The 12,083-nt window shown below is 71.9% G+C and carries 14 protein-coding genes; 6 read left to right on the plus strand and 8 right to left on the minus strand.

Going from position 1 to position 12,083, the window contains the following annotated elements:
* The first annotated feature begins 53 nt into the window (after positions 1 to 53).
* Positions 54 to 260 (plus strand): hypothetical protein, encoded by a 207-nt coding sequence (locus WS92_RS06350; RefSeq protein WP_141667980.1) that lies wholly within the window; start codon positions 54 to 56, stop codon positions 258 to 260.
* Here the strand turns inward: WS92_RS06350 and sctT are convergent.
* The 8 genes from sctT to WS92_RS06390 are packed head-to-tail and all read right to left on the minus strand — an operon-like array spanning position 244 to position 6,202.
* Positions 244 to 1,137: a type III secretion system export apparatus subunit SctT gene (gene sctT / locus WS92_RS06355; protein WP_059932364.1), complete on the minus strand. Its 894-nt coding sequence runs from the start codon at positions 1,135 to 1,137 to the stop codon at positions 244 to 246. The genes WS92_RS06350 and sctT overlap by 17 nt on opposite strands.
* The gene (locus tag WS92_RS06360; protein ID WP_141667981.1) at positions 1,134 to 1,652 is read right to left on the minus strand and encodes a type III secretion protein HrpB7; all 519 of its coding nucleotides are present in this window, start codon (positions 1,650 to 1,652) and stop codon (positions 1,134 to 1,136) included. The genes sctT and WS92_RS06360 overlap by 4 nt, the downstream gene beginning before the upstream one ends.
* Positions 1,649 to 2,977, minus strand: a complete 1,329-nt coding sequence (sctN, locus tag WS92_RS06365; RefSeq protein ID WP_006028710.1) for a type III secretion system ATPase SctN — start codon at positions 2,975 to 2,977, stop codon at positions 1,649 to 1,651. Before sctN ends, WS92_RS06360 begins: the two co-directional genes overlap by 4 nt.
* Positions 2,974 to 3,690, minus strand: a complete 717-nt coding sequence (gene sctL / locus WS92_RS06370) for a type III secretion system stator protein SctL (RefSeq protein ID WP_059932326.1) — start codon at positions 3,688 to 3,690, stop codon at positions 2,974 to 2,976. Before sctL ends, sctN begins: the two co-directional genes overlap by 4 nt.
* Positions 3,675 to 4,358 (minus strand): type III secretion protein HrpB4, encoded by a 684-nt coding sequence (locus WS92_RS06375; protein ID WP_059932324.1) that lies wholly within the window; start codon positions 4,356 to 4,358, stop codon positions 3,675 to 3,677. Before WS92_RS06375 ends, sctL begins: the two co-directional genes overlap by 16 nt.
* Positions 4,355 to 5,194, minus strand: a complete 840-nt coding sequence (gene sctJ / locus WS92_RS06380) for a type III secretion system inner membrane ring lipoprotein SctJ (RefSeq protein ID WP_015603946.1) — start codon at positions 5,192 to 5,194, stop codon at positions 4,355 to 4,357. The genes WS92_RS06375 and sctJ overlap by 4 nt, the downstream gene beginning before the upstream one ends.
* A 2-nt stretch (positions 5,195 to 5,196) precedes the next feature.
* The gene (locus WS92_RS06385) at positions 5,197 to 5,613 is read right to left on the minus strand and encodes a type III secretion protein HrpB2 (RefSeq protein ID WP_015602697.1); all 417 of its coding nucleotides are present in this window, start codon (positions 5,611 to 5,613) and stop codon (positions 5,197 to 5,199) included.
* 13 nt (positions 5,614 to 5,626) lie between these two features.
* On the minus strand, positions 5,627 to 6,202 hold the full coding sequence (locus tag WS92_RS06390) for an HrpB1 family type III secretion system apparatus protein (protein ID WP_059932322.1): 576 nt from the start codon (positions 6,200 to 6,202) through the stop codon (positions 5,627 to 5,629).
* 235 nt (positions 6,203 to 6,437) lie between these two features.
* Here WS92_RS06390 and sctU point away from each other — a divergent pair, with 235 nt between their 5' ends.
* Genes sctU through sctR form a run of 5 tightly spaced genes read left to right on the plus strand, consistent with a single transcriptional unit; the run spans position 6,438 to position 12,065 of the window.
* Complete coding sequence (gene sctU / locus WS92_RS06400) at positions 6,438 to 7,520, plus strand: type III secretion system export apparatus subunit SctU (protein WP_015603656.1); 1,083 nt, start codon at positions 6,438 to 6,440, stop codon at positions 7,518 to 7,520.
* Positions 7,517 to 9,589 (plus strand): type III secretion system export apparatus subunit SctV, encoded by a 2,073-nt coding sequence (gene sctV / locus WS92_RS06405; RefSeq protein ID WP_006028717.1) that lies wholly within the window; start codon positions 7,517 to 7,519, stop codon positions 9,587 to 9,589. Before sctU ends, sctV begins: the two co-directional genes overlap by 4 nt.
* Positions 9,586 to 10,191 (plus strand): type III secretion system protein SctP, encoded by a 606-nt coding sequence (gene sctP, locus WS92_RS06410; RefSeq protein WP_059932320.1) that lies wholly within the window; start codon positions 9,586 to 9,588, stop codon positions 10,189 to 10,191. Before sctV ends, sctP begins: the two co-directional genes overlap by 4 nt.
* A 34-nt stretch (positions 10,192 to 10,225) precedes the next feature.
* Complete coding sequence (gene sctQ / locus WS92_RS06415) at positions 10,226 to 11,428, plus strand: type III secretion system cytoplasmic ring protein SctQ (RefSeq protein ID WP_059932362.1); 1,203 nt, start codon at positions 10,226 to 10,228, stop codon at positions 11,426 to 11,428.
* The gene (gene sctR / locus WS92_RS06420) at positions 11,415 to 12,065 is read left to right on the plus strand and encodes a type III secretion system export apparatus subunit SctR (protein WP_006028720.1); all 651 of its coding nucleotides are present in this window, start codon (positions 11,415 to 11,417) and stop codon (positions 12,063 to 12,065) included. The genes sctQ and sctR overlap by 14 nt, the downstream gene beginning before the upstream one ends.
* Positions 12,066 to 12,083 lie beyond the last annotated feature (18 nt).

The following is a 12,083-nucleotide window of genomic DNA, read 5'->3' on the forward strand; positions in this document are numbered from 1 at the left end:
CGGGCGGTGTCGGAAGTGCGCAGCGGCTCGGCGACGCATTCGACGTGCCGGACATGCTGCGCGAGGCGCAGGACGCGGAGCAACCGGGGCGGCGCATCACGGAGGCGCTCGCGGCGCACGGCGCGCCGCGCGCCGACGCTCTTCTGCATTCCGGGCGCCGGCGCGAGCGTGACGACGCGCAACCCGCTTGCCGATCGAGCGATCGGGATGCCGATCGCGTGCCCGCCGGCATGATTCGCCGGATCAGCGAACGGATGTGACGCTGGTCGCCCCCGAAGCCCCCGAAGCCCCCGAAGCGCGGCCCCCTCGATCCGTCTTCCCGTCGCCCCCCGGCCGCTGCGCGAGCCGCCGGACCTGCTGCGCCAGCTCCGCAAGCGAAATCTGCCCGCGCATCTCGGTCACGAAATTCCCCGCCAGCACCGCGACCATCAGCACTGCGATCGCGCCCTTGAGCGGCTGGCCGACCGACATCAGATCGAGCTTCTGCGCCGACCGCGCGACGAACGCGAGGCCCAGGTCGACGAGCACCAGCATCGCCATCATCGGCGTCGCGATCCGCGCGATCATGTTCATCAGCATGTCGATCCGCGCCTGCGCGAACGCTTCGAGCAGCGGCGCGGGAACCGGATCGAACGACCCGAGCGGCCACCATGCATACGATTCGACCAGCGCGCCGAGCAGGAACGTCATGCCGCCCAGCAGCCAGAACGACGCGATCGTCAGTTGCCCGAACAGCGTCGCCATCAGCGATGTCTGCGTGCCCGAGCTCGGGTTCTGCATCTGCACGTTGTTGAAGCCGGCAACGTCGTCGACATACGTGCCGATCGCCTCTGCGGCCCAGAACACCGTCGACGCGGCGATGCCGAGCACGAGCCCGATCACGGCCTCCTTCAAGCAGGCGATCACGAGAAACGCGCCGTGAAGCTGCGGAATCAGCGCCTGCTGCCCGCACGCGATGAACAGGCACCACACCGCCGCCGCGCCGCTGCGCATCGGGCCTTTCATCACGGTGTCGGCGGTCGCGGGCAGGATCGACATGATCACGAGCAGCCGCTCGCTCGACAGCGCGAGCAGCACGATGAAGCCGATGAGTTCGTCGCCCAGGTGCTGCAGCGCAAAGATGTCGTTGGTGTTCATCTGCATGCCTCGTCCGATGCCCGCGCGGCCGCGAGCCGGCGTGCGAGCACGCCTTCTTCGATGTCCTCGTCCTGCGTGTCCTCGGCGGCCGCCTCGGCCGCGCGCGCGAGCTGCTTGATCCGCTCGCGCACGACGTCGATCTGCGCGTCGTTGCGCGCGATCCGGCGCGCGGTCGCGGCGAGCTGGTCGAGCTTCGCCTGCAGCGCCGCGCGCAGCCCCGCGCATTGCGCGCTCGCGAGCGCGTGCTCGTCGAGCAGCGCGTCGCGATAGCGGCGGCATGCCGCGTAATCGCCGACCGCGAACGGCGCGTGGCCGGCCGCCATCGCGTCCACGCGCGCCGCATAGCGATTCGCCGCATCGAGCTTCGCGTGCGCGTGCGCTTCGCCCTGCGCGAGTTCGGCCGCCGCCGCGTCGCGTTCGGCGCGCAGCGCGGCCTGCTCCGCGCGCAGCCTCGCGCCGCGCTGCTCGCGCCGCGCGAGGAGCGTCTCGAAGGCACGCTGCCTGCGGCGCATCACTGGACGAGCGCGTGCAGCGCGGCGAGCGTCGCGTCGGGCGGCGAGTACTCGTCGGTGCGCTGGTTGAGGAACGTGCGAATCCGGTCGATCTTCGCGACCGCCTCGTCGGCCGCCGGATCGCTGCCCGCCTGGTATTCGCCGAGCTGCAGCAGCGTCTCGATCTCTCGGTGCTTCGCGAGCAACTGGCGCAGCCGGCCCGCCGCGCCGACGTGCTCGCGCGTCGCGACCTGCGGCATGATCCGCGACAGGCTGCCGAGCACGTCGATCGCCGGATACTGGTTGCGCGCGGCGATCTCGCGCGACAGGATGATGTGGCCGTCGAGAATGCCGCGCACTTCCTCGGCGATCGGGTCGCTGCCGGAATCGTCCTCGGCGAGCACCGTGTAGAGCGCGGTGATCGAACCGTGCTCGCCCATCCCGGTGCGCTCGAGCAGGCGAGGCAGCTCGGCGAACACGGAAGGCGGGAAGCCGCGCCGCGCGGGCGGCTCGCCGGCCGCGAGGCCGATCTCGCGGCCGGCGCGCGCGAAGCGCGTGAGCGAATCCATCATCAGCAGCACGCGCTTGCCCTGGTCGCGGAAATACTCGGCGATCGCGGTGGCCGCATACGCAGCCTTCGCGCGCTCGATCGACGAGCGGTCGGACGTCGCGCACACGACGACCGAGCGCGCCATGCCGTCCTCGCCCATGATCAGCTCGACGAACTCGCGCACTTCGCGGCCGCGCTCGCCGATCAGCGCGATCACGTTGACGTCGCACGACGCGCCGCGCGCGAACATGCCGAGCAGCGTGCTCTTGCCGACGCCCGCGGGCGCGAAGATCCCCATGCGCTGGCCTTCGCCGAGCGTGATCAGGCCGTCGACGATGCGCACGCCGGTGGCGAGCGGCGCGTCGACCATCCTCCGCGACATCGGGTTCGGCGGCGGCGCGATCACGGGACGCAGCGCGTCGTAGTCGAGCTCGCCGCGCCCGTCGATCGGCTCGCCGAAGCTGTCGATCACGCGCCCGAGGATGCCGTGGCCTACCTTCACCGACAGCGGCCGCCGCAGGCCGATCACGCGCGTGCCGCGATTGATCTCGCCGAGCGTGCCGAACGGCGACAGCAGCGCGACGTTGCGGGTGAAGCCGACGACTTCCGCATGCTGGATCAGCGCGCCCGACGCGCTGCGCAGCTCGCACAGCTCGCCCAACGTCGCTTCGAGGCCGACCACGCGCATGAGCGTGCCGATCACTTCGAGCACCTTGCCCGTCATGTCGACGGCGGGCTCGATCGCGAGCCGCGCGGCCATCGCGTCGGCGACGCGGGACAGATCGGTCAAGGCATTCATGGGCGGCCCGCGTCGTCGAGCGCGCGGGCGAGCGCCGCGCGGATCGCGTTCAGTTGCGTGTCGAGGCTCGCGTCGACGGTGCCGAAATCGGATTCGCACACGCAGGTGCCGCGCGCGACGCGCGGCTCGACGACGACGTCGACGGGCGCGTTGCGGCCCTGCCGGCGCCATGCGTCGGCCAGCAGCCCGAACTGTTCGCGCGCGGCGTCGTAGTCGGCATCGCACACGCGCACCGTCAGATAGCTCGCGCCGGCGACGACGCGCTCGACGGTCTCCGCCGCGCGCGCGAAGAGGCCGCGCGCGTCTTCCGCGCGCACCATCTGCTGGACGGCCGCGGCGACGAGCTCCGCGAGCCGCTCGCGCATCCGGTCGCGCACGCGCCGCTCCTGCTCGAACGAATCGGCCGCCTGCGCGTGCCAGTCGGCGATCGCCTGCGCGCGGCCCGAATCGTAGCCGCGCGCGTATGCGCTGTCGTGCTCGCGCCGCGCGGCGTCGACGAGCGCGTCGGCCTGCGCGCGCGCGTCGGCGGCGATCCGTTCGGCTTCGTCGCGTGCCGCGCGCAGCACGGCGTCGCGTTCCGCCGCGAGCGCGTCGAGCGCGGCGTCGAGCGCCTGAACCGTTTCGAACGCGTCTCGGCGCAGCACGCCGTGCGGCGCCGCGATGCATAGATCGTCGGCGAGCGCAATCCCGCGGTTCTTCAGCCAAAAAGCCATGACCACTCCGGAAACAGCGACGGCAGGCGCGCGAGCAGCATCGCGCCGTCCGCGTCAGCCGCCGCGCGTTCGATCCACGGCGCGCGCGCGGCGTCGCGCGGCAGCGCGAGGCGCACGATGCGCATCGGCCCCGCCGGCGACCAGGCCCGGTCGCGCTCGAACAGGCACCAGCCTTCCCAGGCGAGGTCGTCGCCGGACAGCCGTGCGAGCGGCGCGGCCGGCTCGCGGCGATCGAGATCGCGCGCGCGCGGCGCGTCGGGCAGCGCGGCGAGCGCGCGGCAGCCGCCCGCGCCGACCCAGCCTGCAAGCCGCTCGCGGCTCGCGCGGCCGATCCAGTGGCGCAGCTCGGCGCGCCGGAACAGCAGCGCGCGCACGCGCATGAGCCGCAGCGCATCGGCCACAGGCAGCGCGGCGAGCCGGTCCGCGGGCGCGTCGAAGCCGTCGAGCGCCGGCGACGGGCCCGCGAGCGTGCGCAACAGCAGCCGCGAGCACGCGGCGCGCAGCGCGGGCGCGCGCTCATGCATTGTCGCGACGAGCGGCGCGAGCGCGCCGTGCCAGCTCGCGTGGACCCAGTCCGCCGCGCGTCGCGCGTTCGCGTCGTAGCCGGCGAGCCACGCGGCCCGCGTCGAGACGCTGGCGACGCTCGCGACCGGCGCGCCGCCGCTCATCGCGCGCCGGCCTGCCGAGGCGCGGCCGCGGCCTTCGCGCCGCCGCCGCGCAGCCGCGCGGCGAGGCCGCCCACACCCGAGCCGCCGCCCTTGCGCGCGCGCCACCACAGCGCGCCGCCCGCAGCCGCGAGCGCGACGCCTACGAGGATGGCGACGAGCACGCCGGCGAGCGTCGCGCCGCCGGATTTCTGCGCGGGCGGCTGCGCGGCCGACACGAGATCGACCGGGTCGGCCGCGACCGACGTGACGCTCACTTCGTCGTACGTCAGCCCTTCGACGCTATGGACGACGAGGTTCTTGATCTGTGGCGTGAGCGTCGCGAGATTCGCGTTCGGCCGGTACTTGATGAACACCGACGCCGACGAAGGCTTCGCGACCTGCGCGAGCGGATCGTTGTTCGGCAGCACGATGTGCACGCGCGCGACGACGACGCCGTCGATCTTCGACAGCGTATCCGACAGCTCCTGCGACACGCCGTAGATGAACCGCACGCGCTCCTCGGTCGGCGTCGACACGAGGCCGTCCTTCTTGAAGAGCGCGCCGAGATCGTCGTAGCGTGCCGCGGGCAGCCCGCGCGCGCGCAGCACTTCCATCGCCTTGACGATCTGTTTGTCGTCGACGGCGAGCGTCCACGTCTTGCCGCCGTCGGGCGTCTTCTTCTGCGCGTCGACGCCGTTTTGCAGCAGCGCGGCCATCATTTCGTTGCAGTCGCGCTCGGCGAGGCCGCCGTACAGCTCCTGCCGGCAGCCGGCGGCGAGCGCCATGCACGCGACGAGCGCGGCGAGCCGGGCCCTGCGGCCGGCGGCCGCGGAGATCGGGAGACGGAGTGTGTTCATGATCACTGGTTCTTCATCAGCGAGCCGATCGCGTCCTTCGTCGACGTGACGACGCTCATCTTCGCCTGCAGGTCGATCTGCATCGCGGTCGCCTCGGCCGACACCTGGATCGACGCCGCGACCATCTCGCTCATCGACATCTCGTTCGCGTGCCGGCTCAGATAGGCGGTGTTCTCGAGCACCTGCTTGAGCGCGGCGTCCGACGTCTCGACGAGTTTCGACACCGCGCTCGTTTCGTGCGCCTGCGCGACGGGCGGCGTCGGCGTCGCGTTCGACATCAGCGCCTGGAAGCGGCCGGCGACGTCGGCAGGTACTTCCGGCGGGACGTTAGGCATCGACGCGGCCGGCGCGGCGGCCGCGTCCGAGAACGCGACGTCGAGCGCGCGGGTCAGATCCACCGGGGAAAGCGGGGCGTTCATGCGGATCTCCCCGTCAAAGACGCAGATATTGCTGGTGCGAGAACGCGGCCTGCGCATCGAAGCCGCTCGACGGATTCGCGGGCGGCGCATCGGCCGCGTCGCCGCTCGGGTTCGCGTTCGCGACCGATTCGGGCAGCTCCCATACGCCCGTGCGTTGCGCGTGCTCCTTCGCGAGCATCACGTCGTGCTGCCGCTCGAGCGCCTTGACGAGCGCGATCGCCTGCGCGGGGCCGCCCGCCGCCAGCACGTCGTCGGCGGCGATTCGCCATTCCGGATCGCGCTTCAGTTGCAGCGCGAACGCGAGCAGCGCCTTGCCGTAGATCGCGTTCGTCGGGCCGTTCGCGACCGCCGCGAACACGCGCACCGCGTCGTCGAAGTGGCCGAGCGCGACGTGCAGCATGCCGTCGAACATGTCGGCGGCGGGCAGTTGCGGCGCGAGCACGCGCAGCGCGTCGATCAGCAGGCCGATGTCGTAGGGATCGGCGGCCGGACCGCCGAGCGCGCCGCCGAGCGAGAGGCTCGCCGCGTCGATCAATACGTTCAACGCTGCCTGGCTGCATCGCAGATAGGTCGGCCGGGATTCGTCCATGGTGTGCGCTCCGTGTCGCCGCGCGAGCGGCGCATGTCGTTGAGGAAAAGGCGTATGGGGCGCAAGGTAGCAGCGCGCCGCCGCCGCCCGGCCGCCGATGCGAAGCGCGCGCGTGCGGCGCGAAGCGTCGCGCGCGCTTCGCGCCGCACGGCGCGGCTTCGGGCCGGCGCGCGCGCGCGGCGCGGCGCGCCGCTAACGTACGCGCCATGTCCGACTCTCGAGAGGAACGGCGGCGATGGCCGAAGAGAAAACCGAGGAGCCCACCGAGAAGAAGCTGAAGACGGCCCGCGAGAAAGGCCAGGTCGCGAAGAGCAAGGACGTCGCGGACGCGGTGACGCTGGCGGCCGCGATCGGCGTGCTGACGGCGGGCGAATCGATGCTGACGGGCGGCCTCACGCGCGCGATCCGCACCGCGCTCGACTTCGTGCACGGCGAGCGCACGCCGCAGGCGACGCTCGCCGCGCTGCACGATCTCGCGGCGAGCGCCGCGCTGACGATGCTGCCGTTCGTCGCCGCCGCGATCGTCGCGGGCGTCGCGTCGCAGGCGCCGCAGGCGGGCTTCATGATCACGCTCGAGCCCGTGATGCCGAAGTTCGACGCGATCAATCCGATGGCGGGCATCAAGCGGATCTTCTCGCTGAAGTCGCTGCTCGAGCTCGTGAAGATGATCGTCAAGGCGATCGTGCTCGCGTGCGTGATCTGGAAGATGATGACGTCGCTGTTTCCGCTCGTCGTCGCGAGCGTGTACGAGGCGACGCCGCAGCTCGCGCGCGTGCTGTGGACCGTGCTGATGAAGCTCGTCGGCGTTGTCGCGCTCGTCGTCGCGGTGTTCGCGGCGGCCGACTACAAGATCGCGCGCGTGATGTTCATCCGCGACAACCGGATGACGAAGGAAGAGACGAAGCGCGAGCACAAGGAGAGCGAGGGCGATCCGCACACGAAGGGCGAGCGCCGCCGGCTCGCGCGCGAGATCGCGACGAGCGCGCCGCCGCGGCAGAAGGTCGGGCAGGCGAACGTGCTCGTCGTCAACCCGACGCACTACGCGGTCGCGATTCGCTACGCGCCCGACGAGCATCCGCTGCCGCGGGTGATCGAGAAGGCCGTCGATGCCGGCGCGCTCGCGCTGCGCCGCCACGCGCACGCGCTCGGCGTGCCGATCGTCGGCAACCCGAGCGTCGCGCGCGCGCTGTACCGCGTCGAGCGCGACGCGGCGATTCCCGAAGAACTGTTCGAAACGGTGGCCGCGATCCTGCGCTGGGTCGAATCCATCTCGGGCGCGCGCGCCGACGCCGCCCCTCCCTCCGCGAGGTCGTCATGACGCTGAAAACCCTCAAACTTCCCGCTGGCGGCGAGGTCGGCATCACGGTGCTCGTCGTCGCGATCGTGTCGCTGATGATCCTGCCGCTGCCGCCAGAGGTGATCGACGTGCTGCTCGGCATCAACATCGCGATCAGCGTCACGCTGCTGATGGTGACGATGTATGTCGGCAGCATCGTGTCGCTGTCGGTGTTTCCGTCGGTCCTGCTGTTCACGACGCTGTACCGGCTGTCGCTGAACATCGCATCGACGAAATCGATCCTGCTGCACGCGAACGCGGGCGACATCATCGAGAGCTTCGGCGAGCTCGTCGTCGGCGGCAATCTCGTCGTCGGCCTCGTCGTGTTCCTGATCATCACGACCGTGCAGTTCATCGTGATCGCGAAGGGTTCGGAGCGCGTGGCCGAAGTCGGCGCGCGCTTCACGCTCGACGCGATGCCGGGCAAGCAGATGAGCATCGACGCCGACCTGCGCGCGAACATCCTGACGCCCGACGAGGCGCGCCGCAAGCGCGCGACGCTCGCGAAGGAGAGCCAGTTGCACGGCGGGATGGACGGCGCGATGAAGTTCGTCAAGGGCGACGCGATCGCGGGGCTCATCATCACGCTCGTGAACATCGTCGCGGGCATCGCGATCGGCGTGATGTACCACGGGATGACGGCGGGGGAAGCCGCGAACCGCTTCTCGATCCTGTCGGTCGGCGACGCGATGGTGTCGCAGATTCCGTCGCTGCTGATCTCGGTCGCGGCGGGCGTGATGATCACGCGCGTCGCCGACGATCACGACGAAGGCGAAGGCACGTCGCTCGGCTCCGAGATCGCGAGGCAACTGGGCGGCAGCCATCGCGCGCTGTATTTCGCGGCGGTGCTGCTGCTCGGCTTCGCCGCGGTGCCGGGCTTTCCGGCGGCGCTCTTCGTGCTGCTGTCGGCGACGCTCGCGTTCGCCGGCTACCGGCTGCAAAAGGGCGCGCGCCGCTCGACCGCGCGCGGCGAGCCGGTGATCGCGCTGCAGCGCGCGGGCGCGAAGAGCGGCACGCCGTCGATCCTGCCGCGCGCGCCGCTCTTCACGTGCGCGATCGGCGTGCGCGTCTCGCCCGATCTCGTCGCGCGGCTCGCGCCCGCCGCGCTCGACCGCGCGTTCGACGAGGAGCGCGCGAAGCTGCAGGAGGAGCAGGGGCTGCCGTTTCCCGGCATCACGCTGTGGACGAGCGGCGCGCTGCCCGCGGCGACGTGCGAGATCCTGATGCGCGACGTGCCGCAGGCGCGGCTCGAATTGCCGGCTGACCAGACGATGCTGCCCGACGCGGCGTCCGATCCCGCGCTCGCCGGCCGCTGCACGAAGCGCGGGCCCGCGGGCGGGCTCGCCGAGAGCTACTGGATCGACGACAAGGCGGCGCCGGCCGGCGCGCGCGCGTGGCGCGCCGAGCAGGTGATCGCGCACGAGACGATCGCGCTGCTCAGGCGCAACGCCTACCTGTTCCTCGGCATTCAGGAAACCCAGTGGATTCTCGACCAGCTCGGCCTCGACTATCCGGGGCTCGTCGCCGAGGTGCAGAAGGCGCTGCCGACGCAGCGCATCGCCGACGTGCTGCGCCGCCTGCTCGAAGAGCACATCCCGATCCGCAACGCGCGCGACATCATGGAGAGCCTCGTCGCGTGGGGGCCGAAGGAGAAGGACATGCTGATGCTCGCCGAATACGTGCGCGGCGACCTGTCGCGCTATCTCGCGTATCGCGCGGCGCGCGGCGCGCGGCAATTGCCGGCCGTGCTGCTCGACATGGCGGTCGAGCAACACATCCGGCAGTCGATCAAGCAGACGCCCGCCGGCAACTTCCTCGCGCTGCCGCCCGAGCAGGTGCGCTATCTGGTCGACAGCATCGCGTCGTTCGTCGGCGACGCGCCGCGCGACGACGTCGCGCTCGTCACGTCGATGGACGTGCGCCGCTACACGCGGCGGATGATCGAGGCGCGGCTCGGCTGGCTGCCCGTCTATTCGTATCAGGAGCTCGGCGACCAGGTCGAATTGCGGCCGGTCGGCCGCGTGACGATGCCGACGGCGGCCCACGCATGAGCGCCGCCGACCTGAGGCCCGTGCGGATCATCGCGGGCGAGCCCGCGCCCGAGCCGGGCGGCGCGCCGCGTGCCGCGCGCCGCGGCTTCGACTACGCGCAGTTGATGCGGCGCTCGCGCGTCGCGCCGGCCGGCGAGCGCGCGCCGGACGGCGGCGACGCGCGGCGGCGCGACGCGTCGAGCCCGTGGCGCGGCGGCGCGACGCCGCGCGTCGAGCGCGATCCGGCCGCGCTGCCGGACGCGGTCGGGCGCGAGGCGATGGCGCGCGCGCGCGCGGGCTCCGATGCGTTCGTCAATCAGGTGTTCGCGCAGCGCGAGCGGATGGTGCGCGTGGCCGAAGCGCTCGCGCCCGAGATTGCCGCGCTGTGCGCAGACGACGCATCGAGCCGATGGGAGATCAGCCTGCCGCTCGACGCCGCGCTGCTGCCGGACACGGTGCTGCATCTCGTTCTTTCGCGTTTCGACTTGCGGCTTCGGTTCGACACGCCGGACGCGGCGACGCGGCACTTACTCTCTACGCATGGCGCGACGCTGCACGCGCGACTCGACGCGCTGCTCGCGCATGACGGCGCGCCGCGCACCATCGAGATCGACGTCGGCTGAGCGAGCGCGCAACCGAACCCGACCCACCATGACGATGGATACCGAGCCGATCGAACTGGAACCCGACACCGCCGAGCCGCCCGGCATCAGCGCCGCGCTGCCGCTGCCCGCGTGCAGCGCGTTGGACGCGGCGCTCGCGCGCCTCGTCGCCGACGCGCGGCTCGCCGCGTGGCTCGCGCGCTTCCCGGCGCTGTCCGGCTGGCGCGCGGCGACCGGCGAACGGCCGCGCTTCGAGCGCCCCGGCGTGCTCGACCTGCGGCGCGACGGCGCGACCGCGCGCGTCGCGATCGACCTCGCGGCGTTTCCGGCGCTCGACGTCGTCGCAGCGCCTGCGCTCGATGCGCGCGGCGACGCGAGCGCGTCGCTGCGCACGGCGCTCGCGTCGGCGCTGCTCGCGCCGCTCGTTGCCGCGTTCGCGGCGGCGGGGCTCGACGGCGTGACGATCGGCGCGCTGCGCGCCGCGCATCCGGCTGCGCTCGGCGCTGCGCGCTGCGTGCTGTCGTTCGCGCTTGACGGCGCGCCGCTGCGCTGCGCGCTGCTCGACGCGCAGACGCCGTGGCTCGACGCGCTCGCGGCGCGGCTGCGAAGCGAGCGGCCGCGTGATGCGGCGGGCCTGCTCGCGCGCGTGCGCCTGCCGGGGCGTGTGCGGCTCGGCTCGCGCAGGCTGCCGCTCGCGGTGCTGCGCAGCCTGCGGCCGGGCGACGTGCTGCTGGGCCTGGCGCCCGCCGCGCTTGGCGTCGCGCGCGCGGGCCCGCTGCATGCATGGTGGGGCGCGCGTCGCGCGACGCAATGGCACGCAACCGTTCTGATCGAGGGAAACACGATGACGATGACCGACATGCCCGACACCGCCGACGATCTCGACGAGCCAATCGTCGCGGGCGATTTGCAGGCCGATTCGCAGGCTCATTCGCGCTCCGATTTGTGGACGGATTCGCCGACGGATTCACCAAGCAATTCGCCCGCCCGCGACGCGCCGTCCGCCGTGCCCGAGCCGGCGGACCTCGGCGACGTCGATCTGCCCGTGCACGTCGAGATCGACACGCTGTCGCTGTCGATCGCCGAGCTGGCCGCGCTGCGGCCGGGCTACGTGCTCGAGCTGCCGCTCGCCGCGCGCGATGCGCCGGTGCGGCTCGTCGCGTACGGCCAGGCGATCGGCGGCGGCCGGCTCGTCGCGGTGGGCGCGCATCTCGGCGTGCGGATCGACCGGATGGCGGGCGACGATGGTTCAGTTTAACGACATCACCGGCCTTTTGATCGCCGTGCTCGTGATGAGCATGGTGCCGTTCATCGCGATGGTGGTCACGTCGTACGCGAAGATCGTCGTCGTGCTCGGCCTGCTGCGCAACGCGCTCGGCGTGCAGCAGGTGCCGCCGAACATGGTGCTCAACGGCATCGCGATCCTCGTGTCGCTGTACATCATGGCGCCCATCGGCTTCGCCGCGCAGCAGCAGCTTCAGGGGCAGGCGCTGTCGCCGCAGCCGACGCAGGCGATGCTGCAGGCGTTCGGCGCGGCGAAGGAGCCGTTCCGCCGGTTCCTCGCCGCGCACTCGCGCGAGCGCGAGAAGCGCTTCTTCCTGCGCTCGGCGTCGGTGATCTGGCCGAAGGCCGCGGCCGCGCAGTTGCGCGACGACGACCTGATCGTCCTCGCGCCCGCGTTCACGCTCGCGCAGATGACGGACGCGTTCCGCATCGGCTTCCTCCTCTACATCGCGTTCATCATCGTCGATCTCGTGATCGCGAACGTGCTGATGTCGATGGGGATGAACCAGGTGCAGCCGACCAACGTCGCGATCCCGTTCAAGCTGATGCTGTTCGTCGTGATGGACGGATGGTCGACGCTCGTGCACGGCCTCGTGCTGACCTATTCCTGAATCCCGATTCCGAGGAGG

Source organism: Burkholderia sp. MSMB1588 (genome assembly GCF_001546925.1).
Classification (GTDB): domain Bacteria; phylum Pseudomonadota; class Gammaproteobacteria; order Burkholderiales; family Burkholderiaceae; genus Burkholderia; species Burkholderia humptydooensis.